Consider the following 26209-nt stretch of genomic DNA (forward strand, 5'->3'; position numbering starts at 1 on the left):
AGAAGCTAATGGGGCGATTCGAGAAGCAACCAGAAAACCCGAGAGTCAGAGGTGAGCTATCTAGAGCAGCAGAAAATGCTCTTTGGGCTGTAGTTGAAGACTTAGAAAATCTTCAGCAGAATGTTCTTAGAGCGTTGCAGGAAGACGTAAAGCGGCTTCAGTCAGAAAAAAATCGGTTATCCGATGAAATTCAAAGTTTGGTAGAGGAAAAAGAGCATCTGCAACAAGTGCGCCAAATTACTGAGCAGCAAGTCTTAATTCGGCAACTGGCAGAAGTTCTGGCAAAACATATATCTTCACAACTGCAATCCTCTCTGGCAACTTTAGCTAACCAAACCGTAGAGGGTAAGTCTTACGAACAAGCTGCGCTAAAGTCTGCTGAAGTGAGCAGCAATGTAGTAGGTGAAATCAATGAAAAAGTCGAACACATGTTTGACAGCTTGGATGATACCGTTACTGTTACTTTTAACTCGCTACAGCAGGAGCTAAAAAACTATCAAAGTAATCTTTCCCAACAGTTGTCACGGATGTATAGCCAGCAGCAGCAAGGGGAAACGATTTTGGCGGAGTTTGTTAACCGCCTGCATGGAGAACTAGAAAAAACTATAGAAGAAGCTTCACGCAAACCAGCAGCAAGTACGCCTACTGTTTTACAGTTTACTGAGCCAGAAAAAAACAATTCTTCTGAGACATCCCCGCCAACCTTTAGCGAAGTAGTAAGAAATTCCTCTGAGCCAATTTCCGCGATCCCGAATCAATTTTTAGAAGAAAGAGAAACCACATTAGAGCCTCCCGTTGTTAGAGAAAACACCGCGAACACAATTTCTGTCTCCATCAAAGACTTGTTGGAAAGAGAAATAACATCAGAGCCTCCCATTGTTAGAGAAAGCGCTGCGAACCAGATTTCTGTCCCTAGCAAAGACTTGTCGGAAAGAGAAACAACATCAGAGTCTCCCGTTGTTAGAGAAAATGCCGCTAACCCGATTTCTGTCCCTAGCAAAGACTTGTCGGAAAAGGAAACAACATCAGAGCTTCCTATACCATCAAAGGAAAATACTGCTGAACCGATTTCTGTCCTCAATAAGGATTTGTCAGAAAGCGAAACTACATCAGAGCCTCCTATTGGATCTGTGTCACAGCCGGAAGTAATACAACCTCAAGCTTTACGCAGAAGAAATGCTGCTGAACCAGCTTCTGTTCTCCGCAGGCTGTCGCAGAGCAAACCGAAATCCCCACCTTCTACTGCGCTAGAGCCGCAGGTGGAAGCAAAACCCCCAGAATCGCGATCGCGTAACTCCTCCGGCTCATCGCAGCTGCAAATAGGTTTCTTGTTGATTGTCTCATCGGCAGTGATATCGTCGCTTTACAACATAGCCATCAAGGTAATTTTTCATCAAGGTTCCCAAATTTTTGGAGTATTAGATGTAGAACGCCTGCTACCGCCGACTTTGGGCAATACTCTGTTAATTTTGACGCTCCGGTTTATGGTAGTAGTACCACTGATGGTATTGTTATCTCCCATATTGCATCCAACACTATGGCAAGACTTAGAAAATTTGGCTGCTTCAGTGCGAGGAAATCCCACAGCTACTAATAAAGCTACCAAGCGGATTTTGCTGTTGTCGGTTGTAAGTGGGTGCTTTTTGTTTTTGTCTCAGGTGCTAATCTATATTGCGATCGCTCAAGTCACAACTGGAATGGCGATCGCACTCTTCTTTATCTACCCAATGGTTAGTGGATTATTGTCGTGGTTTCTGTTCCGCGATCGCCCCAGCACATTCCGCTTCGCTGCGATCGCTGCTATTTGCTGTGGTGAATTGTTGGTTTTAGGGGGTTCTCCCAACACCAGTATGGGTAATCCTTCACTAGGAAGCAGCACCGCCATTCTTTCGGGTATAGCTTTTGCTGCTTACATAATTCTGACACGAGTATGTGCTAGCAAGCTGCATCCCGTGACTTTTACTTTAATTAACTTCGCTACCATGTTGCTGTTGAGCTTTATTTGCTTGATGCTACCTTTACCGAGCAATTGGAACTTGATAGTTTTTGACTCCTCTAAGATGCTAGAACTGGTTTTAAGTGCATTTATCTTGGGTGTGCTGACTCTTGCGGGCTATTTGCTGAACAATGTTGGTATTAGTAAACTAGGTGCTTCGCGATCGGCAATTATCGGTGGTAGCATCCCAGTTTTAACAGTGATTTTCGCTGGGTTAATCATTCAAGAAAATTTAGATATTGTGCAAATTATGGGAGTGTTATTAGTAACCTTTGGTGCAGCTGCTTTCAGTCTGGAAACAATGCGAAATCAGGCTAAACCCTCAAGTAACACGAATTAAATGGCGAGTTCAATCAGTTTAGGTGTAGTGGGTGCTAGTTTACCTCCTATTACTCTCGGCATCAATCCTGACAATAATCCGCCCACTTGGAATTTATCTAAATCAAAGATCCCCGACTTCTTAAAGAAGTCGGGGATCTTAAATTTTCACGGTTAATTTAGGACTGTGGTATGGGTGCAAATAACACTTAATTATGACTTACGCAACTACACACGGTAGGGACAATTCATGAATTGTCCCTACCTGAAGCCAATAGTAATCAGAATAACTTGCCTTGTAATATATTTTTAGGGATTTAGCCTGATACAGGTAGGGAAAACACGTATATATAAGCAGTACGAGTAGTACTGACTCAAGCAATTGAGCGCGAGTATTTGCTCAAAGAGAAGATTTGCAAGGAGTTAAGACCATTGCAGCACATTTTGGAACTAGGAGATGAAGAAGTACTAGAAGGGTTGAGAGTAACCCGTTTTTTCAGTTACATGCATATATGGAGCGATCGCCTGCAAAACAACTATTACCTTATCCTACGATAAACCCTGTGAGTAATGCGAAATTTAAAATCCCTCATTTCTATGTTTTTGAGGTTGGGGAGATGGTATCTTTATTAATGCCTTTGTGTACTAGTGAACTTAGTCTGCGATCGCCCAGATGCTTAGAGAAAGAAGCTTATATCGTAGCCTGCTGCGGATTATCGTCTTTTTTTAATAACAGACTATCTACGCAATTCCAGTCTCTCAAGTATATAAAACAGCGATGTCAAAATATACTTTCAAGCCGACGATGAATTAGTGAAATCATGAAATTTTAAAATTCTTTCATGAAAAAAATATAATTTTCTTGAAAAACAATCTCTAAATAATCATCAGATGGAATCCAACATGTTTTATTATATATATGCCTATTAACTAATTTTTCGTTGATTAGCACGAGCAACAAAGCATGATAGTTATGCGATTCAGACTGAATCAATCGCAGCTTTCTGTGTCAAATCATCAACACAAAAAGATAAATCAGACTTAGTTTAAGAGTCAAAATAGAAATATCATCAAACCTTGATTTAGTCAAAATATAAAACATGTAAATACTCATCCTTTATAAACTTTAAAATACATAATTTTATTCCCAAAGTAAAAAAGAATGGTATGATAAAAAGCGATATTTGAAAGAAAAATAGGTGCTTTAAAATTGGAATTAACTGCTCTACTTGATGTCTCCGATCTTCCCTCAAGCCAACGGCTTATACTGCCGAGACATCACAGGAGGTTGTGAACAAAATGATAGTTAACAACGAGCCATATAGCTCAACCTCTGAATCTTGCTACACCTGGTAAGCGGTTTTTTTTGAGATTACTGCTAACGATCTGGGCCACCTGTGTACTACAAATAATTCACAAAAGCTGAATAAAAACCATCTTTTTCGAGTAACAAATACCCCAGATGAACCACGCAAACTAGTTTTTCCTCCGAGTCGATATAGTGCCATAATTAGGTATAAGCAGTTTGACGTTGTTGCTCTTGAAAGATGAAAATAATCCCAGAAAAGTTAAAAGCTTTGTAGATTATTTGCAACACAGTTAACTTTTGGGAGGTAAACTGCCCTAAAGTTGGACTTGGTGATATCTGTAATTTTTCAGTCAGATGCAGAGACAGTTATTCTAACAACAACTAAATCTGACTATGTACTAGAAAATATGCGAAAATGGTAGTTTGTGCTACCACCAATTTTATGGTTATCGCATACTAATATAATCTGAAGTGAAAAAACCGCCTTCAGCCAGGTGTATACTACCTATTCTCACTCGATTAAAAACTTTGTAAACGTGCTATTCAATTGTCTGTAATATGAGTAACGACATAGATCTGATCAAACGTCTTGACCCCAGTGCGATGGATCAGATCATGCTTTATCTGGCTTTTAGTGCCATGCGGACGAGTGGGCACAGGCATGGGGCATTCTTAGACGCAGCCGCAACAGCAGCAAAGTGTGCAATTTACATGACCTATCTAGAGCAGGGGCAAAACCTGCGAATGACAGGGCATTTGCACCACCTAGAGCCGAAACGCGTAAAAATTATTGTAGAAGAAGTCAGACAGGCGCTAACAGAAGGCAAACTGTTAAAAATGTTGGGTTCTCAAGAACCTCGCTATTTGATTCAATTGCCTTACGTCTGGCTAGAAAAATATCCTTGGCAACCGGGGCGATCGCGCGTTCCTGGTACGAATCTGACAAGTGAAGAAAAAAGACATATTGAGCAGAAACTGCCAAGTAACTTACCAGATGCCCAGTTAGTTAGCTCTTTTGAGTTTCTAGATTTGATCGAGTTTTTGCATAGGCGATCGCAAGAAGAATTGCCAACCGAACACCAAATGCCTTTGAGTGAAGCTTTGGGCGAGCATATCAAGCGCCGTCTACTCTACTCAGGCACGGTAACACGCATTGATTCTCCTTGGGGAATGCCCTTCTACGCACTTACTCGTCCTTTTTATGCCCCAGCAGACGATCAAGAACGTACCTACATCATGGTAGAAGATACTGCTCGGTATTTTCGCATGATGAAAAATTGGGCAGAACGGCGGCGAAATGCCATGCGCTTACTGGAAGAACTCGATATCCTCCCGGAAAAAATGGAGCAGGCTATGGAAGAATTGGATGAAGTTATCCGTGCTTGGGCAGATAAATATCATCAAGACGGTGGTATTCCAGTAGTTTTACAGACGGTTTTTGGTGAAAGAAAAGACTAGTAGTACTACACAAAACTCAAAAAGCTTACTTTATAAGCTTTTCACTGCTTTTGTCCCTTGCTTCAAAGTAGGGGTATGATTGGTATACTTACATTTTAATACTCTATTAGTAGTATAAAAGTCACAAGCAATTTTGTGACTTTTGTATTGTTTTTATGTTAGTTAAAATATTTATCTCTACTAATCTTAAAAATTTACAGATATGTATCTTATATGATTTTGTGGCTTTATGCCAACGGCTTATCAGATTTATAATCTTGAAAAAATTAGTATACAACAGCAACAACTTGCTGAGATTATAGTAGGGTGGTATTGAAACACCTACCCTACTAATTAACCTGTATTCTCAGTTAATTACAAAGCACTGTAATTTAATTAGCGCGGGGTTGCGCTGGAATAGTCGGTTGTACTGGAACAGTCGGTTGGGTTGGAAATGGTATAGTCTCGTTACTTGGAATTGATCCCGCAGGAATTACGGTCGGCGGTGTTGAAGATGAAGCACCGATAACACTATCATCAGCACTGATACAAGTATCTAATGCTTGAAGAGGGGGAACATCGATTTGACTACGCAACCCTACCACACACTGCCCAAAGCGCACGGGTAACAAACTACGTCCACAGTAATTTAAAACTGCCGGGTTAGCTTCTTCCTTAGTACTTAAGCTGACACCAACTACACAGGTAGCTAACTCTTCAGGTCGCCGGGCCCTCCCACAAGAAGAAAGCGCATCTGTTGCGGCAATTTGGGTATCCTTTTTAATTTTAACCACGCAAGCAGCCAAATCCCTTGGACGTAGCGCTGCTGCACAACTAAGTGAAGCGGCTTCTGCCGTTACGCCTGCTTTGAGGAGACGACCTGCACAGACACTATAATCATTGTTGTAGGTAGCAGCGATCGCTGGATTAGGTAAGATCGTTGTCAACAATCCAGCTATAGCCAAAACTGGTACTATGAAATTCCTGGAGGTGGAACTGGCTTGTTTGTTCATACCTCTATTAACCGCTTTATTGCTCATTAACATTGCCATTCTCCAAACACCCAAGGTTATGCTAACTCAAATATTTTAAAAATCCTCTGTAATTCAATAATTTCAGCGTCAGCAAGGTATAGACATAATTAATTATTCCGGAAATTGTGTTAATATAACTGTTTGAAAGATAAGTAGACAACGTAAAAAGTATTTCAGAGTAAGAATACTGCGTAAACCAATCTGATGATTGAGTAGTCTACGAAACTAAATAAACACAAAAAACTTATGGGCAGGAGTACGGCGTGACAGGTCGGAATTCAGGCTTGGAGGCTAGTTTGTCGGGTTTACCGATTAAAAGCAACTGGCGCAAAAATCGATGCGTCTACCTTGGTGAGATACGTCTTACCTCGGTAAGCAGCTTCAAAAAACCAAGAATCCCCTGATTAAAAATTAGGGGAGTGTCAAAATAGAATGTTTCGGTAAAGTTTAAACAGGATTAGATTAAGGAAACTCATGTCCCGATATAGAGGGCCCCGCCTCAGAATTGTCCGTCGCTTAGGCGACCTACCAGGATTGACTCGCAAAAGCGCTAGACGCGCTTACCCACCCGGTATGCATGGTCAGAACCGTAAAAAACGTTCTGAGTATGCCATCCGTCTAGAAGAAAAGCAAAAGCTCCGCTTCAACTACGGTTTGACTGAAAAACAATTGCTCCGCTATGTGCGTAAAGCCAGACGTGTTACTGGTTCTACCGGACAAGTATTGCTGCAATTGCTAGAAATGCGCTTGGATAATACCGTTTTCCGCTTGGGTATAGCCCCAACTATCCCAGGCGCGCGTCAACTAGTAAATCACGGTCACGTAACTGTTAACGGTCGTGTCGTGAATATTGCCAGCTATCAATGCCGTCCTGGTGAAGTAATTGCAGTCAGGGATCGCGCACAATCACGGAAGTTGGTGGAAGCTAACTTGCAATATCCTGGTTTGGCAAACCTCCCCAGTCATTTGGAGTTTGACAAAAATAAGTTGGTTGGTAGAGTCAACAGCGTTATTGAGCGCGAATGGGTGGCATTACAAGTTAATGAACTACTTGTGGTGGAATACTACTCACGACAAGCCTAATAGTCATTTGTCCTTAGTCATCTCTTACAAAGTTCTGATCGGAGGAAACCTCCGCTCAGACTTTGCGCTTTGTCCTTAGTTATTTGCAAAGGACAAATGACAAATGACCAATGACTAACCACCAATTTGTGACATAGTGCGAGTATATGTACCAATAATGCCAGAATCACGCCCTTTAAAGTTAATTTCTGGCTTGATTCCGAGTAAATGGCTCACTTGCTCTTGTAATTGAGCGGTACTAGTGCCAGAACGCAAAGCAGTTTTTAAATCTATTTGACCAGTTTCGTTTAATAAACAGGGACGCAGCCAGCCATCAGCACTCAGGCGCATCCGGTTACAACGATCGCAAAAACATTCTGACATCTGACTAATAAATCCTAGTGTCCCCTTCGCACCAGGAATTTGAAAGACATCAGCCGGGCCAGCACCACGAACTTGAGATTCTGTCAAGCCCCAGCAATCGCGGATTTGTTGCCGTAAATCGGCTGAAGATACCCAACCGCGATCGCCAAATAAATCTACATTACCAATAGGCATAAATTCGATAAATCGAACGTGCCACTGTTTATCAATTGTTAGGGCGGCTAAATCTAGAACTTCGTGGTCATTAACGCCAGGAATCACCACCACATTCAGCTTCAAAGGGTCGAATCCAACGTGATGGGCAGCTTGAATACCCTGCCAAACTTGTTGCCAACGAGAACGCCCCTGATTTCCAATAATTTGATCGAAAATATCGGGATCGAGAGAGTCCAGACTAATATTAATTCTTCGCAGACCAGCAGTGTAGAGGTTTTGTGCCATCGGAGCCAGCAAAAAACCGTTGGTGGTCATTGAGATATCTTGAGTTTGGGGAAAAGATGCGATCGCGCCTACCAAATCCACCACACGCGGACGCAATAAGGGTTCACCCCCAGTCAAACGAAATCGGGTAAAGCCGACTGGAATAAATACCTCTTGAATTAAGGTGAGTAACTCCTCATCAGTTAATAGCTGTTGCTTGAGAATATAATCCAGCTCTACTCCCTCTGGCATACAGTATTGACAACGAAAATTGCAGCGATCGATTAAGCTAATGCGGAGGTAGTCTACCTGGTTCATCGTTTTATTTTTATTGTCTCTGATTAATTTAAGACTTTACAAAAGTGGTTTACGGAAGAGGACAAGGGGAAAAAAGAAAAACCCATTGTCCACACGGTTTCAGCAGCCCATGAATTCATTTTTTATGGAAAATAATAAAAATTGCTCCCTTGATAGCTTGCAACAAAGAACTGGACATCAAATTTTTCAGCAGCTTACAGATTTATCTATAGGGTTTTCCCCTCGTCCCGCCATTCCCTTGTCCCCTTCCTACTATTATTTGTTGTAACTCAAAATACCGTACTCCCCCTTAAGTGAGAGACCACAGATTGTGGCATAATAAGCCGATCGCATCCACTAGTTAGTCATCAATCGTGCAAGACACCGACTCCATCAACGACCTTGCTGCTGCTTTACTACAGCCAGCAGATATCAGCTTTGAACTGCCCGATCCAGAAGATGAACAGATTCTAGAATCAGATTTTCAACAGCAGCTAGAAATAGCTTGGCAGGTGTGCGATCGCTTTGATTTGCAAACCGAAATCTGGCGGGGGCGAATTTTACGGGCGATCCGCGACAGAGAAAAAGTGGGTGGTGACGGACGCGGTACTGGCTTTTTGCGATGGTTAAAAGAGCGGGAAATCAGCAAAAGTCAAGCTTATGCCTGGATTCAACTGGCCAATAGTGCCGATACTCTCATCGAAGACGGTAAACTCGATCCCAGTTCTGTGAACAACTTTAGTAAACGGGCTTTTGTTGAAACCTCCAAAGCATCGCCAGAAGTTCAACAAATGGTGAGTGAAGCGGCCCAAAAAGGCGATCGCATCACCAGACGCGAAGTGCGTCAACTCAGCGATGAATGGACAGCCATGTCTTCAGATTTATTACCTGAGTCAGTCAGAGAAAAAGCCGCAGATAACACCCTTCCCCCGCGCTACATCGCTCCTCTGGTAAAGGAAATGGAAAAACTGCCAGAATCGCACCAAAAGTTTATCCAGAAGGAAATTGCTGCTAATCCTGATGTGGATACTCTGAAACAGGTAACTAGCGAAGCGCGTAACTTGGCCAAATATCTCAAAGGGGCCGCTCAAGTCCAGGCGCTGACGCAGGAAAATGTTGATATTGAAACAGCCTTAGAAGAGGCGCAAAGAGTCGGCTGTTTGAGCATTGCTGCTGATTTGGTAAATCAAGCATCGCAGATTGAACAAACGATCGCTAAACTCTACATGACTTGGAAACGAATCGGCAATTTAGCAGATCGATTATATGTAGATACTGGCGCAAGTACACCCAATTTGCGATCGCTCCTCACTTGCTTGGAACCTCTGGGTGGTGAAATCATGGAATTGCAACTTAGTGGTACGACTGAACACACTGTACGTCTGCAAATTCAGGAGACGAGTTAGGGAGTAGGGAGTTATTCTCCCCCACCAGAATGTGAAAAATACCGCTTATAGTTTCTTAATTATTATTTGACATCTGGGTTATAGCTTAGGGCAAACTACAAACCATACCTTGACTAGTAATAATACAATCCGCGATTAAAATTTCGTTAGTTGGAATTGTTTCTACCAACGTTTTAATTTCCTTCTTCTCAACAGTATCTTTGCCTTTAGTTTGAGTTTTATCATTGTCCATACTGTAATTAGCATTACTACTTTGCTCTCCTGATGATGCATTATAGTTTTCAGGTAGAGTAGTACTTTGGTTCATTGCAGCAATAGCAGAGTTTCCAGAAATAACTATTAAACCTGAACCTGTTATTACAACTCCCAAACCTTTAGCCCAGCCCCAAATATTATTCATCTTGAATTGCTCCTTTTTTACAAGAATTAATAGTGACTTAACTAGGATCAATAATCAGTTTTTTATTTTTTATCAGAGTTTATAGAGTTTCACTTTTGTACATAATTAATAAAGATTTGGCACACAACAATCTTCTACCTCAATGCGAAACATGTATTACATTACAATCTTTTAAATCCCTCGCTTTCCATCCCGCTAGGGAATCAAATTTCTTTATTTTTGGGTGTGGGTATTGAGGATGATGGAAAAAGCGATACCTTCGGTGGGCTAGCGCCAAGGCACACACAGCTTGGTTGAGTATAAGAAGCGATCGCTTACGTAAAGGTTATTGTGAATAGCGATGTATACGACAGGCTACGCCAACGCACCCACAGCTTCATTTATATTACAAAGGGCGATCGCTTGCATGAAGGTTATTACAAAAAAGCGCTCGCAAAAAAACTACCCCTCTCCGCCACCGGAAAGGGGTTAAATCACTGCTAGAAACTCAGCAATATTTAATAAGCGTCTTGCAACTCGTAGAAATCAGGCGAGATGTAATCCTTCCGCAAAGGCCAACCTACCCAATCTTCCGGCATCAAAATCCGCTTGAGATTTGGATGTCCTTCGTAGATAATGCCCAACATATCGTAAGACTCGCGCTCTTGCCAATCTGCGGTTTTCCAAATCCAATACACAGAAGGCACTACGGGGTTTTCTCGTGGTAAGAACACCTTAACTCGGACTTCTTCGGGGCGATCGCTATTATCAGCCACTTTAGTCAAGTGATACACACTTACCAATTCCTGTCCTGGCCCAAGGTCAACACCACCTTGAAACTGGAGATAATTAAACCCATAAGCATAAAGGGCTGTAGCGGTAGGAAGCAAGAAATCTGCCGCCACCTTAATTATCTCTACACCATTTTTATCTGGTGCCAAAAACTCATGGTCAAAGCCGTTTTCCGTTAACCACTGGGAAACTTTACCCGCTTGTACCAATGCCTCTTCTTTGGCTGCTACTGGTTGAGATTCTTCTTCAGCCACGGGTTCGTTCCTCCTTTTGCGCCTTTTCTGTCAGCAGTGCAGGTGGTATCGGCATACCGATCGCTTCCGCCAATTCCTTCGGTGGTGCATAGCGAGTTTCTGACTGCAAATACTTACCAGTTAAGATTTCCTCTACTGGCTTCAAATTATGAGTCGTGCTGTAGTAGCGGTGGGTTTGCTTAATTTTATACCGCTCTTGCATCGATTCATTGGATATTTTCTTGCGCAGCTTAATGATTGCGTCGATAATTGCTTCTGGACGAGGAGGACAACCAGGCAAATATACATCCACAGGAATCAGTTTATCGACTCCGCGTACTGCCGTGGGAGAATCAACACTGAACATCCCGCCAGTAATGGTACAAGCTCCCATCGCAATTACATACTTCGGTTCTGGCATCTGTTCATAAAGACGCACCAATTGGGGAGCCATCTTCATTGTAATAGTCCCTGCTGTAATAATTAAATCGGCTTGGCGGGGGCTAGAACGGGGAATTAGTCCAAAACGGTCAAAGTCAAATCGGGAACCAATTAAAGCTGCAAACTCAATAAAGCAGCAAGCCGTACCAAACAGTAACGGCCACAGACTAGAAAGCCGCGCCCAGTCGTAGAGGTCATCAACTGTCGTCAAAATGACGTTTTCTGAAAGGTCTTGAGTGATTGTAGTCCGCTCAATCGGGTTGATGATTCGCTCTTTGTCCTGAGTTGTTAAGTTAGAATTCAAGACCATTCCAAAGCTCCTTTACGCCATGCGTAAACTAAAGCGACTACAAGAATTGCAATAAAGACTAGCGCTTCAATAAATGCCAATAGCCCCAAACGGTGGAAAGCTACCGCCCAAGGATACAAGAAAACAGTCTCCACATCAAAGACGACGAAGACCAGAGCAAACATATAGTAGCGGATGTTGAACTGAATCCAAGCTCCTCCGATCGGTTCCATGCCAGATTCATAAGTAGTGCGACGTTCTGGGCTGTAACCACTGGGTCGTAGAAGCTTGGAAGCTGAGAGCGCTAAGGCAGGTACTAGGCTACAGATGATGAAGAAGCCTAGAAGGTACTCGTAACCGCTGAGGACAAACACAATGAGTTATCTACCGCTTATGGAGTATTTAAAGTAGGGAGTGGGGAGTGGGGAGTGGGGAATAGTTATGAGTTAGGAGTTAGGAGTTATGAGTTAGGAGTTTTATCTCCCTCCTGCCTCAATGCCCAATGCCCAATGCCCAATTCCCAATTCCCAATCCCCAATCCCCAAACTGCGTAACTTTCTTTTACATTATATCTGTTTGGTTTTTCTGAAATCTGGGAAACAGATACACTTCAAGTATTTAATTAGCTTTTGATAGTGATAGAAAAGCCAAACAATTATGTCATAATTTTTAACGTATATTTAAGAATTCTCCTCTGCGAGGCCCCTAGCCATGAGCGAACCAGCTGTTGAGACTCCGGTATTAGACCGCTACGAGTGTCGTGCCTGCGGTTATGTTTACGAACCCGAAAAGGGAGACGACAAAGATGATATTCCTTCTGGGACACTCTTTGCAGACCTGCCCGTAAATTGGCGCTGTCCAGTTTGTAGTGCTAAAAAAACCGCTTTTGCCAATGTTGGCCCGGCGGGTACTGCATCCGGGTTCAAAGAAAATCTCGGTTACGGTTTGGGTGTCAATAACCTAACGCCAACCCAAAAGAATATCCTAATTTTTGGCGCTTTGGCTCTTGGCTTCTTGTTTTTTATCAGTCTCTACGGCTTACAGTGACAGCCGTTAAGCAATTAAAAATTCAAAATGAAAAACCCAGGATTGCCTAGCATCCTGACTGACGACTTCTACAAAAATTTAGAAACAAATAAGAAATACTGATGCATTCAATTGTAAAAAGCTGGCAACGAATAGCTGCCTTATTCATAGTAGTCGTCATGTGCATAGGTTGTAGCAAAATCCCCTCTGTTAGCTACAATCCCTGGAAAATCATTTCTGTGCCAACAGACTCGAATCTATTGGATATTGCTTTTACTAATAACCCTGAGCATGGTTACTTAGTAGGTAGCAATGCCACTCTATTAGAAACCAATGACGGTGGTAATAACTGGAAACCAATAATTCTGCAACTGGATGAGCAAAAGTATCGCTTTGATTCAGTAAGTTTTGCAGGTAAAGAAGGCTGGATTGCTGGAGAACCAGGACTATTACTGCATACTAGCGATGAAGGTGCTTCTTGGTCGCGTATTCCCCTGAGCGAAAAGCTACCTGGTAGCCCGATCGCAGTTAAGGCACTAGCAGACAATACGGCTGAAATGGCTACTGATGTGGGAGCCATATATAAAACCACAGACGGCGGCAAAAACTGGAAAGCCCAGGTGGAATCAGCAGTCGGTGTGGTGCGTAACATAGAACGTTCTGCTGATGGTAAATATGTAGCGGTTTCGGCTAAGGGTAGTTTCTATTCGACTTGGGAACCGGGACAAGATGCTTGGGTTCCCCATAACCGCAATAGTTCTCGGCGGGTAGAAAATATGGGCTTTGCTGACAACGGGCAATTGTGGTTGCTAGCTAGAGGAGGTCAAATTCAGTTTAGCGATCCAAGTAAACCTGAAGAATGGCAAAAGGCAAAATATCCAGAGTTATCCACCAGTTGGGGTTTACTGGATTTGGCATATCGAACACCTGATGAAATTTGGATCGGTGGCGGTAGCGGTAATTTGTTACGAAGTGGCGACGGTGGCCAAACCTGGGAAAAAGACCGTGAGGTAGAAGAAGTTGCTGCTAACTTGTACAAGATTGTGTTCTTAGAGCCAGAACGGGGATTTATAATTGGCGATCGCGGCGTTTTGCTCAAATATCTCCCAAACCCTGAAACAACTTCCCCAGAAGCAGCTTAGTGAGTAAGAGGGAGTGCGAGAGGGGAGCAGGGAGCAGGGGAAGAATAACTATTGATTCTTGAGCCATGCCCAATGCCCAATCCCCCATTCCCAACGTACAATTTCTGAGAAGAACTTTGCAACTTGTAACTCTTTCTTAACTTTGTAGGATAATAAACTCAATAACACTCTATGTATAAGGTAGGGATCTAAATGTCAGGTACCACTGGAGAACGTCCGTTTTCGGACATCATTACTAGCGTTCGTTACTGGGTAATTCACAGCATCACCATTCCAGCATTGTTTCTTGCGGGTTGGCTATTTGTGCAAACTGGGTTGGCCTATGATGCTTTTGGTACACCTCGTCCCAATGAGTATTTCACACCAGCGCGGCAAGAAGTGCCAATTGTGAAGAACCGTTTTGAAGCGAAAAAACAAGTTGAACAATTTATTGGAAAGTAGTTTGAAATCATGACTAGTGGCAATAACATCAATCAACCAGTTACCTATCCCATTTTTACCGTTAGATGGCTGGCAGTACACACATTAGGTGTACCAACTGTATTCTTTTTAGGCGCGATCGCCGCAATGCAATTTATTCACCGTTAGGAGCAATTATGGCAGAAAGATCGCCTAATCCCAATAATCAGCCGGTTGAATTAAACCGGACTTCGCTATACCTGGGACTACTACTAGTTTTCGTTCTGGGGATTCTGTTTTCTAGTTACTTCTTTAACTAACTGGAACCACTGTAGTTAATTTCTGTTTAATTGAACCTGTGTTGATTTGTTGTTAAGGGAGGAGAAAAGCTGTGTCTGGAAGTGGGAGAATTCCCCTGTGGGTCGTCGCTACGATCGCAGGTTTAGGTATAATTACAGTCTTGGGCATTTTCTTTTATGGTGCCTATGCCGGACTCGGTTCTTCAATTTAACATTAGTTAGTTTGAACCGAACACTCACTATAAGTTAGAATTTTCCAGCATCTGTTGAGAAATCAACGTTAAAAAAAAACCGCCTGTCTCTATGAGATAGGCGGTATTAATTTTGGTCAGTAGTCATTGTCCTTTGTCATTTGTTTTTTGCAAATGACTCATAACTCATGACTACAGCAGTATCACTTAATATCGCTGATATCGTCGCTTTCAATGTATAAAAATAGAAACGCGAAGACCACACCTGGCAAAACCCAACCAATTATGGAAATGAAGATAGGAGACAAGTACGAAGTACTAGCCAAGATAGAAGGCAAAAAAGAAACTGCCATAGTAAAAGTTCCTGCTAAGTAACACTACAATTCAAAATGAGCTTACTGCAAATTCTGCCAGATTTTTGAAATTCTTTCATATTTTTAACACAGCCCATTTTGGGAGACAAGGGGAGCAGGGGAGCAGGGGAAGATGAGGGAGATGAGGGAGATGAGGGAGATGAGGGGGAAGAATTAATAACCAATGCCCAATGCCCAATGCCCAATTCCCAATCTCCTAAATTACATACCCAGTAGTTCATCTAGCTGCAAGTTTGGCAAGTCTGGAGGAATCACAGTCCTAACTATTGTGACTTTGTGGCTTTCTTGTAGGGTTGTTAGATCGAGTGCGATCGCTTCTATACGAATTTCCAAACAGCCAAAGGGAATCTTTAATTGGGTCATTACTTCCAATTCTCCCAACACATTAGGTTGTAAATTTGTCAACAAATGGGGGCCATCTAGTAGCCAGCGAGTTTGACAGTCTTCAACCCATAACTTCACAACTACTTGGGGAGGTACTTCAGGCAGTACTATGCGCACAATGATAAATTTGTCGGCGATTAGTTCGCCTTCTGGTACATGTAGTTGTGGAATTGGCAGAGGTTCAATAGCTCCCGCAGTTATGGAGCGAGAAGAGGATAAACCTAACAGTCGTTGCGTCTCTTCTTCCAAAGAGTAATTATTCGTTGCATCGGCTTCCAGTTCACTATCTATATCATCTACAACGATTTCTTGCGCCAACCAAGCTGAGGCTATATTTACTTTTATCGGAGGAGGGGGAGGTGGTAGTTGCCTTACCAGAGCCGTTGAAAGTGCTGGTTCAGATACTTTTTCTACTACCGTATTTTCCACTGCCTCTAAATCAGCTTCCTTTGCTGTGTCTGCCTCTTCCTCAAGATTCTCAAGCTCAAAAACTGACTCTTGAGCTTCTTCTCGCGTGTCTGTGTCAGCATCCAGGTTTAATGGTAAGTTGACATCAACATTGGGAGTTCCAGCACTAAGCAAAAGCTGAGTTTGCTGGGCTGGAACATAGCTATCTTTGTATTGAGGTTCTATTTCATTGATAGATTCAGGCAAAGAGTATCCTTGACTCTGCATCCACTTCCTCAGCAGAGGAGATGAATAGAGGTTGCCTCTTGTAATAAATTGTGGATTTGGTTGAGTTTCTACCTCAGCAACAAATTCCTCCTGAAATTGTGCATGATCTACTACTAATTGAGATATATTTTCATCTTCAGCTACGATTACGTCCAACTGCGGGAAGTCTCCAGCTGCTTGAACTTCCAATGGATCTGGGGGAACATTATTTTTTACTTCTTCTACATCATCTGGCAAAGCTTGTACCCGTCTCAAGTATGGAAAAGTGGTATTGAGTATTGGCATTCGACGTTGCTTGATGACTAACTGCTCCAAGTTGATAGCAGCTATAGTAGTATCCTTTTCTAGAAGCTCCTCTTCTGTAGGGGGTTCTGCAACAACATCTGTGGGAGGGTTGACATCGATTTGAACAGGTGGCAATTTCGGCAATTGAGGCGAAGTGCCTGAATTTTTAGATGTCCGCAGAGTGGTTTCTCGGAGAACTTGCAGGTTAATTTGTGGTGGTAGGGCTGTATTTGGAGATGGATTGAGTATTTGGGACTGGTCTGTTTTTGGAATCTTGACTAAATTGAATAGTTTCAAATCGATCCTTACGGTAGTCTCTGGCTCTGTGAAAGCATCAGCCGAATCCGATGAGGCTATGGTGTCATTTAAGGATGTACTAGGTTTTGCTGCGGCTGTGATTGCCAGTAGTTCTGTTACATCTGCTGTAATGGTGAAGGATTGGCTGGCTAATCGAATGATTTGATCGATATCAGCGAATCGACCATACAAACTGATATCTGCCAATATTAACTTTGATTCAAAGTCAGCAGGAATATCAATTGAGGTATTGATGGTGAAAGGCAATTCCTGATCCGGTAAGTGCTGTACCTGGGTTAAGATTTTTGACTCTAAGGGCGATCGCAATTCAATTCCTAGTTCAAGCGTCCGCAGGATTTTTGCAGATAATGTTTCAGCCTGGTCTAAATGTGTATTGTCTTTAAATTCTATGCGCCCATTGATTGTAAGAGCTTGTCCCCAACGCGCAATATAAGTATCTCGCTCTAAAGTTAACAATAATGGTGGTTCTGTTGCTGGAAAATCTTCTTCTGTTTCATCTTTGGCAAGCAGTTCAGAACTGGGTAAAGCTAAATCTATCAAATCTTGTAAAATCTGCTCTGCCGTCTCACCTTTGAGCCATACAGGACTCACAGGCTCATCGATAACTATATCTTCTTCCGTTTTATCTTGCAGAACAGTGTTAGCAGAGTTACTGTCTGTAGCAATTGCCAATTCTGCGGAAACTGCGATCGCTTCATCTAAGTTAATTACGGGTTTTGTTGGGACAGTATCCAAATTCCCTTCATCTGGAACAACTGTAGTAATTTCAAATTCTGCGGAAACTGCGATCGCTTCATCTAAGTTAATTACGGGTTCTGCTGGGACAGTATCTAAGTTTCCTTCATCTGGAACAACTGTAGTAATTTCAAATTCTGCGGTAACTGCGATCGCTTTATCTAAGTTAATTGCGGGTTCTGCTGGGACAGTATCTAAGTTTCCTTCATCTGGAACAACTGTAGTAATTGCCAATTCTGCGGTAACTGCGATCGCTTCATCTAAGTTAATTACGGGTTCTGTTGGGACAGTATCCAAGTTCCCTTCATCTGGAACAACTGTAGTAATTTCAAATTCTGCGGAAACTGCGATCGCTTCATCTAAGTTAATTACGGGTTCTGTTGGGACAGTATCCAAATTCCTTTCATCTGGAACAACTGTAGTAATTTCAAATTCTGCGGAAACTGCGATCGCTTCATCTAAGTTAATTACGGGTTCTGCTGGGGCAGAATCTAAGTTTTCAGAAACAGTATCTAGCCGTTCGAGTAAATTTGATTCTATTTTTTTCCTTTGCTCTGCTTTTTCTTCCTGGGACAATACTTTAATTTGGACACTGTATTGCCAAGGTTTACCGAATAGATCCGACATCAAATCGCCGCTACAGCGCAACTCCCAAATCCCCGCATCAAAATAGGTAAAGGGAATTACCGCTATTAAGCCTTCTGAATTAGTGCGACGCGATCGCTTAAAAATTCGCCGCGTTGGTTGAATTTCGTGGGTTGAAGAGTGAGTTACTCGCACTTCTACGTCTGTATTAAGAAGACTAGAACGAGCCAAAACTCTATACTGCCCTTCCAAAATTCCCAAATTTGGCGATTCTAGGATATGCCACGAGCGATCGCCTTGTTCCTGTATCAGAAATTGCCAGTGTTCCATTGTGAGTGATGCCCAGACCGACGAGCCGCCGAGTAATATTGTGTATTAACTTGCTTGCAAGTTTACCCCAGTATTTTATAAATGCACCCCTTAAATGGCTATCTAGTTAACTCAGCTTTACTTACTTGACTTGTGGCTATTTAAATACTCGCGTCAAAAGACTTTCAATAGATCGCCATCTTGCTTGTGTGCAAAGCTTTTATTGCTTCCTGAATATTAACTTTGACATTCTCCAGCGCTAAATTAACGGGGATGCAATGGATAGCCAAGGCTATCTCTGCTCAACTTAACGCAAATATTCTTGTATTATTTTTTACTAAAATTTCCAATTTACCATAGACAGAACATAGAATAAAAAATTAAGATTCACTTGACAAGTGTTAGTGAATTGTGGTCTTCCACATTTTTGCTACAAAGAGGTAGGGTCTAGCTTTTTAACTAAATTTGGGGGTTTAAGTCTAGGCTGTTAACTTTGCACCTTTTCAGGGGTTAAAAATTCATGCACAATACTTTCCAATCCAAGAGGAGTAAAATTTCCAGTGGAAAAAGTTATTTTTCGCGTTCTTTAAGTAATGAGTAATGAGTAAATACCCATTACTTATTACTCATTACTCATTTAATTTGTTCACCGATGATGACACCAAAATTGTATGAATAAAAAATGGGTAAATCTCATCAAAGTTAACAGCCTAGTTTAAGTCCCCTGCCTAATTAGGGCAGCAGGTAATGCGCGTGGGGTTTAAATCCCCGTCATAAAACATAATTACGAATTACGAATTATTCTAAGTGTCCTGTGCGATCGCCTCTGATACATGCAAAGCGTCATCGGAAATCACAAACTTAACCGCCCAGCACCCGCCCAACCTACTTAAAACGGTTTAAGCATGTATGTATCCTCACCTGAGTGAAATGTAGGTGACAATAAGGATTTACAGGAGGGATTCGATGCTAGTCATTTTAATGGACGAGCAAATCCTTGCCCCTGAGCAAGTTTGCCAGTCTTGTTTACTCGCTGACAGAAGCGGTCAACCCCGTTGGCGTGGAGGTAAACTGCGTTGTGGTCAAGTCATTCGCAAACTTACTCAACAGCAACCAGACGAGTATGAGTGCATGATGGGCTTTCGCATCGCCCATATAGAATAGTTTAATTTGCCAGCAAGACCAGGCAACTGCGTTATCCTAAGCTCAAGTAACTATATAAATTTAACCACAGGAGAACGCATAATGTCTTGGCGCGGATCTACAACGGTTTCAGATCGGATTTTTGCTTGCCTGCCTTATTTGCTTCCTCTAATTGAGGTTTTTGTATTTGGCAGATATTTATTCTCAGATTTTCCACCGCTACAACTACTGTTTCTGCCGCTTATACCATTGTTGAGAATTTACTACGGTGTGCGTTATGCAGGAATGATTATTTTCTTTGCTTTATTTTTGCTGGTAGTCAGAAACGAAAAAATTAGTCACTTTATTCGTTTCAATACGATGCAAGCAATCCTTTTGGACATCATTATCTTTTTGTTTAACATCCTCACTGATGTTGTGGGGCTAATTCCCGTTGGTGGTTTTGCAATCCAAACCTTATCCACAACCATTTTTATTGGCATAGTGGGGGCAGTTGCATATTCAGTCATCCAGTCTGTAAGCGGGCGTTATGCAGAAATCCCGGCAATTTCCGATGCAGTGTACATGCAAGTACGCTAGTGGTTAACGAGCCACTACGGTGTTTTCCAGGCGACCAATACCTTCAATTTCGACACGCACGCGATCGCCTGGATGCAATGGACTTACACCCTCTGGCGTACCTGTAAGTATCAAATCACCAGGTAGTAGCGTCATAACCTGGCTAATATACGAAACTATAACATCGGGGGAAAACACCATCTGATCGATACAGGCGGATTGGACTGGGTTAGCGTCGTCATTCACAAAAGTCTGTAATCTTGCTCCTGGATTTAACTCCCGCACAATCCAAGGGCCCAAAGGACAGAAAGTATCAAAACCTTTGGCTCGTGTCCATTGACCATCCAGTTTTTGTAAATCCCTTGCTGTCACATCATTAGCGATGGTATAGCCCCAAATTTTGGTTTGGGCTACCTGTGGTGTACATTCAAAGGCATAATCACCGATTACTAAAGCTAACTCTCCTTCGTAATCAACCCTTTGTGACTGCGGAGGATACTTAATTTCCTTCTCAGAGGGAATGATAGACGTGGGTGGCTTGAAAAATATTAGTGGCTCTGAAGGTACTGAAGTTCCCATTTCAGCCGCATGATCTGCATAATTCTTACCCACTGCCACAATTTTTGAGGGAGCGCAAGGAGCCAGAATTTGGTAATTTCCTGGTGTCAAAGTTAAATCAGTGGGTTGTCCTTGTAACCAGGGCGGAGCATCTAGCACCTGCACATTCAGGGATAGTTGTAGTATCCCATAGTATATCTGTCCTTCTTGATTTTGAATTCGCACATAGCGTTGCGCCATAACTTTGATAAATATCCTTTTATCTGCGATTAGAAACTGTGAGCGAGTAGCAATTCTCAGTGAGCTTTTTAGCAAATCGATTTAGCCTTGAGCCTGAAAGCCGCTATAGATGCTCTTAGAAGAAAAAGAATACCCGTTGCGTCTCCTCACTTCCCTTTGGGGTCAGCGAGAGGCTCATTTTGGAATCAGGTAAAGAAATCTGGCGATCGCCTCACCACCTAGTTTTCATTAGGGACATCCAAAAAATCCAAACTTCGGCGATTTGGCTAATGAAACAAAATTGAAAACTGGTAAGATTATAGTTCCTTGTTGCTTCCGATGTTGATTAATACTGGTATTTAAAATTTAAATCAAGTATAAATTAAAATCAGCAACCGTTTTTGTCCATAAGGAAACTAGAAAATATGACTACAAGTTACGAAACAATGTACATCCTGCGTCCTGACCTAGGAGACGAGCAGGCAGAGCAAGCAATTGCTAAATATCAGAATTTGCTTCGCGATCAAGGCGCTGAAGATATCCAAATTCAAAATCGTGGTAAGCGTCGTTTAGCTTATGAAATCAAAAAACACCGCGATGGTATCTATATCCAGTTAAACTACAGTGCGCCTGCAACTGCGATCGCTCCCTTTGAACGCGCCATGCGCTTGAGTGAAGAAGTAATTCGCTATTTGACAGTTAAGCAGGAAATCGGAGAGGAAAAACCCCCTAAAGAGGAAAAGGAAAAGCCCACTAAAGTAGCTGCACCAGTTCCAGTTCCAGTTCCAGTTTCAGTTTAAGGAGTAGGGAGTAGGGAGCAGGGAGCAGAGGGGAAAGAGGAAATGTTATTCTTCCCAATCCCCAATCCCTAATCCCCAATTCCCATTCAGTAAAATTTTGTCTTTTTCTTTTTCCGTGACTAATCTGGGAATGTTAAATTAACAAATACTTGCCAAAGGTAGTACTCCCGCAGTTATACCTAAGAGTGGACAAGATTCTGAATGGGAGCTTTAAGCTACTGTGAGCCAATCTGATACACCCAATATTCAAGTTCTCTCTACGGAAGTGTCGCAGCTACGCCAAGAGTTGCAACTTCGCGATCAATTAGTACAACAACTATCTCAAGAACTCTTCCGGCTGGTAAAGGGTAATACTAGTTTTATGCCCCAGCAGCCGGAGCCTGAGCGTGATTTTAGCCAGCTACAAGCTTTGCAAGAACAACTCCAAGCTGTAGAGCAGCAGGTGGCGTTCTACCAAGAGCAAATTACAACTCGTGACTCCGAAATTTACCAATTGCGACAGTCAGTTCAAGAACTTACAGATCGCACTCGGATGTTAGAGCAAGTAGTACAAGAGTTACCTCAAATTTACCGTCGAAAATTTGAAGAACGAATGACACCAGTGAGAGAAAAGGTAGCAATGCTACAACGGGAAAATCGCCAGCTGCAAGCAGAACTGCAAAGTGTGAGTTACCGTTTAGCACTCAAAACTCGCAATGCTAGTCACAGTGGGATTGATTTGCCAAATTTTCCCCGCCCAGTGTCGGAACAAACTAACATTTCGACTCCTCAAAATGCCTAAAATTGCCATAATACTGGAATCTTGAAGATATAGAAACTAGCACTTGGTAAAGGCAAAAATAACTATACAGTTAGAAATAATGTAATGGCTGATGTTATAACCTTGCTTGCCTCTTATCCTTATCCTGTCGTTGCTGCTGCGCCAATTTGTTCAGAATCGCTCTGCTCAATTGGATGGTTTAAGAGGCTTGTACTTTATCCTACGCTAAATAAATCCGCGCCAGGATGGGTAATCCGTAAGGTAGCAAGTGACATAGAAAACCCCAGAGCTTACTGACTTACTAACGCCTTCACCATCTCTACTGGTTAGAAGATTGTCCTACTAGCCAAGCTCCTGCCTCTCTTGCTTTTAGTTCTAACTACAAAACTATGAGCTTTCCTCAACATTTTTTTCTAGATAAAATAAAAAACCAGCCTGCTAGCACCAGACTGCAATCTTTAAAGATGTGAGGATCTATTTAGGAAATGTGAAAAAATTCAGATATTGTTTGGCTTCACCATCCTTCTAAAGATAGATTTATTGTCTAGGCTACTAGCACCAGACTGTTATCTTCGAAAGGGGTAAAAATATCTTCATAGGTATTAAAAATTTCAAACACCGTATCTAGTTGCGTGAGTTCCAAAATTAGCCGCACAGGAGCTTTTACGTTGCATAAAACCAAACGACAACCACTTTGGCGTGCAGCTTTTAGCCCTTTTACCAAGGGGACTAGCCCAGAACTATCCATAAAATTAACTTTTGCTAAGTCGATAACCCAGAGTTGATGAGATTGGGGTACTACTCCAGACATTTGTTCACTCAAAGCCATACCGCCTTCTAAATCTATGCTTGCTTGGGGTTTGAACAAAATCACTTCAAGTTCTTGTGTATGAGTCATGAATTTTACAAGGTAGTTGGAATACTTGATTAGAAATCGAAAAATGACATAAATACATCTTCATCTTTCAACGGCAAAATTACTGCTTTACCCAGATATTTACGGGTATTACAGCCCTGCAATTGAGAATAATTATTTCAGTATTCATACCGTATAATTTGTGATAACTTTCATAAATATAGGCATAAGCTCCTAATAATTTCGGTATCAAGCATATCTTTTACAAAATTTTCATAACTTAACTAGGTATTTATAAAGTATTTGTATTTTTTTTTTATTTATTTTTAAATAAAATTAAATTGTGGTATATGGTGCTAGAATTTTTATAGTTAATATTCAAAAATTAATAGTTTCCATAGAGTAGAAGCTATGGATTACTCAGAATTAAACTGATGGCAGAATGAGTTAATGTAGCGGTTTGATTGACACCCCGCCCAAAAACAAGCAAAGATATAGTAAAAGTAAAAATTTGTAAAGACGGTGGTGCGGAATGTCTTTAGAACTGATTTCACTAGAAAATATCCAGGAAGTGGCCCATAGTTACGGGTATTGGGCAATTTTTTTGGGAATTTTGCTAGAAAATTTAGGCATTCCCCTTCCTGGCGAAACCGTCACCTTAGTGGGCGGTTTTCTAGCTGGCAGCGATGAACTAAATTACTGGCTGGTTCTCGGTGATGCAATTATGGGTGCTGTAATTGGTGGCACTTGTGGTTATTGGATTGGTAAAGTTAGCGGTTGGGCTTTTCTGGTAAAAGTTGGTAGCATATTCCGAATTTCTGAAGTGCGGCTGCTGGCTATTAAAGATCAATTTAGTCAAAATGCTGCTAAAGCTGTATTTTTTGGACGTTTTTTAGCTTTGTTGCGAGTTTTTGCGGCACCACTAGCTGGTATAGCCGAAATGCCCTTTGGAAAATTCTTTTTATACAACTTTTTAGGAGCAGCTGCTTGGGCTAGTGTGATGGTGACATTAGCTTTCTTTGCTGGGAAAATTATTTCTCTAGAACAATTGGTTGCTTGGGTGGGTCAATTTGCGATCGCAGCCTTACTAATCATCACTGCCTTAATTGTTGTACCCCTGTGGTTAGAGTCTCGCCAAGTTAAAGAAGCGAGTAGTGAAGAGTAAAAAGAGGCGCGATTAATCGCGTCTGTACAGGAGTTTGGAGAGACGCGATTAATCGCGTCTGTACAAAAGTTATTTTTTTAATTTTCACTTTTGTATTTTGCATTTTTAACTCCTAACTCCTAACTCTTAATAACTGCTAACTTTTAACTTGCTGTGACCAAATGCGAGTTGGTAGCCCCCAAACATAGATAAACCCTTCAGCCGCTTTGTGATCGAATTGATCTTCGGCTCCGTAGGTTGCCAAATCAGGAGTATAGAGGGAATTATCGCTCGAACGCCCAACTACCGTGAAGTTGCCCTTGAATAACTTCATTCGCACAGTTCCAGAGACTCGCTCTTGTGTCTTTTGAATAAAGGCATCTAGTGCAACTTTGAGTGGACTGTACCACAGACCGTTGTAAACGATTTGGCTGTAAGTTTCTTCAATGCCACGCTTGTAATGGGTGACATCTGCTGTTAAAGTCAAGCTTTCTAAATCCCTATGTGCCTGAATTAGCACTAACATCGCGGGTGATTCGTAGATTTCCCGCGATTTGATTCCCACCAGACGGTTTTCAATCATATCAATCCGTCCAATGCCGTGATTTCCGACAAGCTGATTGAGTTGTTCAATTAGCTCAACTGGCTTTTGAGCTATGCCGTTGATGGTTGTGGGAATACCACCGTGGAAACCAATTTCGATGTATTCTGGCTCGTTGGGAGTATCAGCGATCGCTTTGGTCATCTCATAGATTTCTTCTGGTGGCTCAAATGAGGGATCTTCGAGTAACCCAGCTTCAATACTACGACCGAGCAAATTTTTGTCAATGCTATAGGGGGAAGATTTTTTGACTGGTGAGGGGATACCAAATTTCTCACCATAAGCGATGGTTTCCTCGCGGCTCATACCCCATTCTCTGGCGGGTGCGAGGATCTTCAGGTTGGGGTTGAGGGCAGTTACAGAGACATCAAAACGAACCTGATCGTTACCTTTGCCGGTGCAACCGTGAGCGATCGCATCAGCACCATATTTTTCAGCCGTTTCTACTAATACCTTAGCAATCAGTGGACGGGCAAGAGCAGTTCCTAGAGGATAACGATTTTCATAAAGGGCGTTGGCTTGAATCGCTCCAAAGGCGTAATCTTTAACGAAGCTGTCTTTGACATCCGCCACGAGTGATTCACTTGCACCCGATTTCAGAGCTTTTTCTCGAACTAGCTCTAATTCATCTCCCTGACCTAAATCTGCTGCTAGGGTAATCACCTCTTCCACACCCCACTCCTGTTTAAGGTAAGGGATGCAAACCGAAGTATCTACTCCGCCAGAATATGCCAGAACAACTTTTTTGGCGCGACCCATTAATTTCTCCACTTAGGACAACAAAGAATGAGTCATTATTATATCTGAACTAATCCAGGTATATTTTATTCATGCAACTGAATAATAAAATTCCCAACATCTTAGAGAAGCCGGGAATCTGAGCCTTACGATTTTCATAAATTAAATAAAATTGTGATCGTTTCTAGACAAAAGTTCAAGTCAGGGAGAGGTTCATCGAACTCACATTAAACTGCATTGACCTATAAATATTAAAAATTTACAGGGTGGATAATTCCACCCTGTTTTAAATAGATGCAAATTAACTGCTTAA

The 26209-nt window shown here is 42.0% G+C and carries 28 protein-coding genes; 17 read left to right on the forward strand and 11 right to left on the reverse strand.

Annotation, left to right across the window (positions count from 1 at the left end; translation table 11 throughout):
• Positions 1 to 8 precede the first annotated feature (8 nt).
• The 3 genes from V7K38_RS14475 to hetR all read left to right on the forward strand — a co-directional run bounded on the left by V7K38_RS14475 (position 9) and on the right by hetR (position 5081).
• Entirely contained in the window at positions 9 to 2336 is a 2328-nt protein-coding gene (locus V7K38_RS14475; protein WP_334858751.1) for an EamA family transporter, read from the forward strand.
• Complete coding sequence (locus tag V7K38_RS14480; RefSeq protein ID WP_334858752.1) at positions 2337 to 2492, forward strand: hypothetical protein; 156 nt, start codon at positions 2337 to 2339, stop codon at positions 2490 to 2492.
• Between the two features lie 1689 nt (positions 2493 to 4181).
• A complete protein-coding gene (gene hetR / locus V7K38_RS14485) occupies positions 4182 to 5081 on the forward strand; it encodes a heterocyst differentiation master regulator HetR (RefSeq protein WP_334858753.1) in 900 nt (299 codons plus the stop codon).
• A 371-nt stretch (positions 5082 to 5452) separates the two neighbouring features.
• On the opposite strand, the gene V7K38_RS14490 is transcribed toward hetR, so the two are convergent.
• Positions 5453 to 6100: a hypothetical protein gene (locus V7K38_RS14490; protein WP_334858754.1), complete on the reverse strand. Its 648-nt coding sequence runs from the start codon at positions 6098 to 6100 to the stop codon at positions 5453 to 5455.
• Positions 6101 to 6568: 468 nt separating this feature from the next.
• Between V7K38_RS14490 and rpsD the strand changes: the two genes are divergently transcribed.
• Complete coding sequence (gene rpsD / locus V7K38_RS14495) at positions 6569 to 7177, forward strand: 30S ribosomal protein S4 (RefSeq protein WP_334858756.1); 609 nt, start codon at positions 6569 to 6571, stop codon at positions 7175 to 7177.
• Positions 7178 to 7291: 114 nt separating this feature from the next.
• Here the strand turns inward: rpsD and moaA are convergent, their stop codons facing one another.
• Positions 7292 to 8278: a GTP 3',8-cyclase MoaA gene (moaA, locus tag V7K38_RS14500; RefSeq protein ID WP_334858757.1), complete on the reverse strand. Its 987-nt coding sequence runs from the start codon at positions 8276 to 8278 to the stop codon at positions 7292 to 7294.
• Between the two features lie 353 nt (positions 8279 to 8631).
• Between moaA and V7K38_RS14505 the strand changes: the two genes are divergently transcribed.
• Positions 8632 to 9663 (forward strand): hypothetical protein, encoded by a 1032-nt coding sequence (locus V7K38_RS14505; protein WP_334858759.1) that lies wholly within the window; start codon positions 8632 to 8634, stop codon positions 9661 to 9663.
• An 85-nt stretch (positions 9664 to 9748) separates the two neighbouring features.
• Here V7K38_RS14505 and V7K38_RS14510 read toward each other — a convergent pair whose 3' ends face one another.
• Positions 9749 to 10063: a hypothetical protein gene (locus tag V7K38_RS14510; RefSeq protein WP_334858760.1), complete on the reverse strand. Its 315-nt coding sequence runs from the start codon at positions 10061 to 10063 to the stop codon at positions 9749 to 9751.
• Positions 10064 to 10393: 330 nt separating this feature from the next.
• Here V7K38_RS14510 and V7K38_RS14515 point away from each other — a divergent pair, with 330 nt between their 5' ends.
• Positions 10394 to 10546: a hypothetical protein gene (locus V7K38_RS14515; RefSeq protein ID WP_334858762.1), complete on the forward strand. Its 153-nt coding sequence runs from the start codon at positions 10394 to 10396 to the stop codon at positions 10544 to 10546.
• Positions 10547 to 10560: 14 nt separating this feature from the next.
• On the opposite strand, the gene V7K38_RS14520 is transcribed toward V7K38_RS14515, so the two are convergent.
• Genes V7K38_RS14520 through ndhC form a run of 3 tightly spaced genes read right to left on the reverse strand, consistent with a single transcriptional unit; the run spans position 10561 to position 12171 of the window.
• Positions 10561 to 11088: an NAD(P)H-quinone oxidoreductase subunit J gene (locus V7K38_RS14520; RefSeq protein ID WP_334858763.1), complete on the reverse strand. Its 528-nt coding sequence runs from the start codon at positions 11086 to 11088 to the stop codon at positions 10561 to 10563.
• On the reverse strand, positions 11081 to 11818 hold the full coding sequence (ndhK, locus tag V7K38_RS14525; protein WP_334858764.1) for a photosynthetic/respiratory NAD(P)H-quinone oxidoreductase subunit K: 738 nt from the start codon (positions 11816 to 11818) through the stop codon (positions 11081 to 11083). Before ndhK ends, V7K38_RS14520 begins: the two co-directional genes overlap by 8 nt.
• The gene (ndhC, locus tag V7K38_RS14530) at positions 11809 to 12171 is read right to left on the reverse strand and encodes a photosynthetic/respiratory NAD(P)H-quinone oxidoreductase subunit C (protein WP_094333328.1); all 363 of its coding nucleotides are present in this window, start codon (positions 12169 to 12171) and stop codon (positions 11809 to 11811) included. The genes ndhK and ndhC overlap by 10 nt, the downstream gene beginning before the upstream one ends.
• Before the next feature lie 337 nt (positions 12172 to 12508).
• Between ndhC and V7K38_RS14535 the strand changes: the two genes are divergently transcribed.
• The 6 genes from V7K38_RS14535 (at position 12509) to V7K38_RS14560 (ending at position 14875) form a co-directional block, all read left to right on the forward strand.
• Entirely contained in the window at positions 12509 to 12844 is a 336-nt protein-coding gene (locus tag V7K38_RS14535; protein WP_334858765.1) for a rubredoxin, read from the forward strand.
• A 101-nt stretch (positions 12845 to 12945) separates the two neighbouring features.
• The gene (locus tag V7K38_RS14540) at positions 12946 to 13965 is read left to right on the forward strand and encodes a photosynthesis system II assembly factor Ycf48 (protein WP_334858767.1); all 1020 of its coding nucleotides are present in this window, start codon (positions 12946 to 12948) and stop codon (positions 13963 to 13965) included.
• Between the two features lie 192 nt (positions 13966 to 14157).
• Positions 14158 to 14406, forward strand: a complete 249-nt coding sequence (gene psbE, locus V7K38_RS14545) for a cytochrome b559 subunit alpha (RefSeq protein WP_094339825.1) — start codon at positions 14158 to 14160, stop codon at positions 14404 to 14406.
• A gap of 9 nt (positions 14407 to 14415) precedes the next feature.
• Complete coding sequence (psbF, locus tag V7K38_RS14550) at positions 14416 to 14553, forward strand: cytochrome b559 subunit beta (protein ID WP_012411801.1); 138 nt, start codon at positions 14416 to 14418, stop codon at positions 14551 to 14553.
• Between the two features lie 8 nt (positions 14554 to 14561).
• Positions 14562 to 14684: a photosystem II reaction center protein L gene (locus tag V7K38_RS14555; protein ID WP_094332364.1), complete on the forward strand. Its 123-nt coding sequence runs from the start codon at positions 14562 to 14564 to the stop codon at positions 14682 to 14684.
• A gap of 71 nt (positions 14685 to 14755) precedes the next feature.
• Positions 14756 to 14875, forward strand: coding sequence for a photosystem II reaction center protein J (locus V7K38_RS14560; RefSeq protein ID WP_012411803.1), 120 nt, complete (start codon positions 14756 to 14758; stop codon positions 14873 to 14875).
• A 182-nt stretch (positions 14876 to 15057) separates the two neighbouring features.
• On the opposite strand, the gene V7K38_RS14565 is transcribed toward V7K38_RS14560, so the two are convergent.
• Both V7K38_RS14565 and V7K38_RS14570 read right to left on the reverse strand, forming a co-directional pair.
• A complete protein-coding gene (locus tag V7K38_RS14565) occupies positions 15058 to 15207 on the reverse strand; it encodes a photosystem I reaction center subunit VIII (protein ID WP_334858768.1) in 150 nt (49 codons plus the stop codon).
• Between the two features lie 222 nt (positions 15208 to 15429).
• Positions 15430 to 18540 carry a hypothetical protein gene (locus tag V7K38_RS14570; RefSeq protein ID WP_334858769.1) on the reverse strand — a complete coding sequence of 1037 codons (3111 nt, stop codon included), beginning with the start codon at positions 18538 to 18540 and terminating at the stop codon, positions 15430 to 15432.
• 945 nt (positions 18541 to 19485) lie between these two features.
• Between V7K38_RS14570 and V7K38_RS14575 the strand changes: the two genes are divergently transcribed.
• Both V7K38_RS14575 and V7K38_RS14580 read left to right on the forward strand, forming a co-directional pair.
• Positions 19486 to 19683 (forward strand): hypothetical protein, encoded by a 198-nt coding sequence (locus V7K38_RS14575; protein WP_334858770.1) that lies wholly within the window; start codon positions 19486 to 19488, stop codon positions 19681 to 19683.
• Positions 19684 to 19764: 81 nt separating this feature from the next.
• Positions 19765 to 20241: a Tic20 family protein gene (locus V7K38_RS14580; protein ID WP_322639864.1), complete on the forward strand. Its 477-nt coding sequence runs from the start codon at positions 19765 to 19767 to the stop codon at positions 20239 to 20241.
• Positions 20242 to 20244: 3 nt separating this feature from the next.
• Here the strand turns inward: V7K38_RS14580 and V7K38_RS14585 are convergent, their stop codons facing one another.
• Positions 20245 to 21018, reverse strand: a complete 774-nt coding sequence (locus V7K38_RS14585; RefSeq protein WP_334858843.1) for a fumarylacetoacetate hydrolase family protein — start codon at positions 21016 to 21018, stop codon at positions 20245 to 20247.
• A gap of 404 nt (positions 21019 to 21422) precedes the next feature.
• Here V7K38_RS14585 and rpsF point away from each other — a divergent pair, with 404 nt between their 5' ends.
• Positions 21423 to 21797, forward strand: a complete 375-nt coding sequence (gene rpsF, locus V7K38_RS14590) for a 30S ribosomal protein S6 (protein ID WP_334858771.1) — start codon at positions 21423 to 21425, stop codon at positions 21795 to 21797.
• 220 nt (positions 21798 to 22017) lie between these two features.
• Positions 22018 to 22578 (forward strand): Npun_F5560 family protein, encoded by a 561-nt coding sequence (locus V7K38_RS14595; RefSeq protein WP_334858772.1) that lies wholly within the window; start codon positions 22018 to 22020, stop codon positions 22576 to 22578.
• A gap of 523 nt (positions 22579 to 23101) precedes the next feature.
• Here the strand turns inward: V7K38_RS14595 and V7K38_RS14600 are convergent.
• Positions 23102 to 23455 (reverse strand): STAS domain-containing protein, encoded by a 354-nt coding sequence (locus tag V7K38_RS14600; RefSeq protein ID WP_334858773.1) that lies wholly within the window; start codon positions 23453 to 23455, stop codon positions 23102 to 23104.
• Positions 23456 to 23945: 490 nt separating this feature from the next.
• On the opposite strand from V7K38_RS14600, the gene V7K38_RS14605 reads away from it, so the two are divergent.
• Positions 23946 to 24578, forward strand: a complete 633-nt coding sequence (locus tag V7K38_RS14605) for a DedA family protein (protein WP_334858774.1) — start codon at positions 23946 to 23948, stop codon at positions 24576 to 24578.
• A gap of 136 nt (positions 24579 to 24714) precedes the next feature.
• Here V7K38_RS14605 and V7K38_RS14610 read toward each other — a convergent pair whose 3' ends face one another.
• On the reverse strand, positions 24715 to 25917 hold the full coding sequence (locus V7K38_RS14610) for an argininosuccinate synthase (RefSeq protein WP_334858775.1): 1203 nt from the start codon (positions 25915 to 25917) through the stop codon (positions 24715 to 24717).
• Between the last annotated feature and the right edge of the window lie 292 nt (positions 25918 to 26209).

Origin of the sequence: Nostoc sp. (assembly GCF_036917465.1) — a bacterium.
Classification (GTDB): Bacteria; Cyanobacteriota; Cyanobacteriia; order Cyanobacteriales; family Nostocaceae; genus Nostoc.

Bases quoted from the DNA above. Each gene is read 5' to 3' on its own strand.
- V7K38_RS14475 (WP_334858751.1), top strand. From the start codon at position 9: ATGGGGCGATTCGAGAAGCAACCAGAAAACCCGAGAGTCAGAGGTGAG.
- V7K38_RS14480 (WP_334858752.1), top strand. From the start codon at position 2,337: ATGGCGAGTTCAATCAGTTTAGGTGTAGTGGGTGCTAGTTTACCTCCT.
- hetR (WP_334858753.1), top strand. From the start codon at position 4,182: ATGAGTAACGACATAGATCTGATCAAACGTCTTGACCCCAGTGCGATG.
- V7K38_RS14490 (WP_334858754.1), bottom strand. From the start codon at position 6,100: ATGAGCAATAAAGCGGTTAATAGAGGTATGAACAAACAAGCCAGTTCC.
- rpsD (WP_334858756.1), top strand. From the start codon at position 6,569: ATGTCCCGATATAGAGGGCCCCGCCTCAGAATTGTCCGTCGCTTAGGC.
- moaA (WP_334858757.1), bottom strand. From the start codon at position 8,278: ATGAACCAGGTAGACTACCTCCGCATTAGCTTAATCGATCGCTGCAAT.
- V7K38_RS14510 (WP_334858760.1), bottom strand. From the start codon at position 10,063: ATGAATAATATTTGGGGCTGGGCTAAAGGTTTGGGAGTTGTAATAACA.
- ndhK (WP_334858764.1), bottom strand. From the start codon at position 11,818: ATGGTCTTGAATTCTAACTTAACAACTCAGGACAAAGAGCGAATCATC.
- V7K38_RS14535 (WP_334858765.1), top strand. From the start codon at position 12,509: ATGAGCGAACCAGCTGTTGAGACTCCGGTATTAGACCGCTACGAGTGT.
- V7K38_RS14540 (WP_334858767.1), top strand. From the start codon at position 12,946: ATGCATTCAATTGTAAAAAGCTGGCAACGAATAGCTGCCTTATTCATA.
- psbE (WP_094339825.1), top strand. From the start codon at position 14,158: ATGTCAGGTACCACTGGAGAACGTCCGTTTTCGGACATCATTACTAGC.
- psbF (WP_012411801.1), top strand. From the start codon at position 14,416: ATGACTAGTGGCAATAACATCAATCAACCAGTTACCTATCCCATTTTT.
- V7K38_RS14555 (WP_094332364.1), top strand. From the start codon at position 14,562: ATGGCAGAAAGATCGCCTAATCCCAATAATCAGCCGGTTGAATTAAAC.
- V7K38_RS14565 (WP_334858768.1), bottom strand. From the start codon at position 15,207: ATGGCAGTTTCTTTTTTGCCTTCTATCTTGGCTAGTACTTCGTACTTG.
- V7K38_RS14570 (WP_334858769.1), bottom strand. From the start codon at position 18,540: ATGGAACACTGGCAATTTCTGATACAGGAACAAGGCGATCGCTCGTGG.
- V7K38_RS14575 (WP_334858770.1), top strand. From the start codon at position 19,486: ATGCTAGTCATTTTAATGGACGAGCAAATCCTTGCCCCTGAGCAAGTT.
- V7K38_RS14580 (WP_322639864.1), top strand. From the start codon at position 19,765: ATGTCTTGGCGCGGATCTACAACGGTTTCAGATCGGATTTTTGCTTGC.
- V7K38_RS14585 (WP_334858843.1), bottom strand. From the start codon at position 21,018: ATGGCGCAACGCTATGTGCGAATTCAAAATCAAGAAGGACAGATATAC.
- rpsF (WP_334858771.1), top strand. From the start codon at position 21,423: ATGACTACAAGTTACGAAACAATGTACATCCTGCGTCCTGACCTAGGA.
- V7K38_RS14600 (WP_334858773.1), bottom strand. From the start codon at position 23,455: ATGACTCATACACAAGAACTTGAAGTGATTTTGTTCAAACCCCAAGCA.
- V7K38_RS14605 (WP_334858774.1), top strand. From the start codon at position 23,946: ATGTCTTTAGAACTGATTTCACTAGAAAATATCCAGGAAGTGGCCCAT.
- V7K38_RS14610 (WP_334858775.1), bottom strand. From the start codon at position 25,917: ATGGGTCGCGCCAAAAAAGTTGTTCTGGCATATTCTGGCGGAGTAGAT.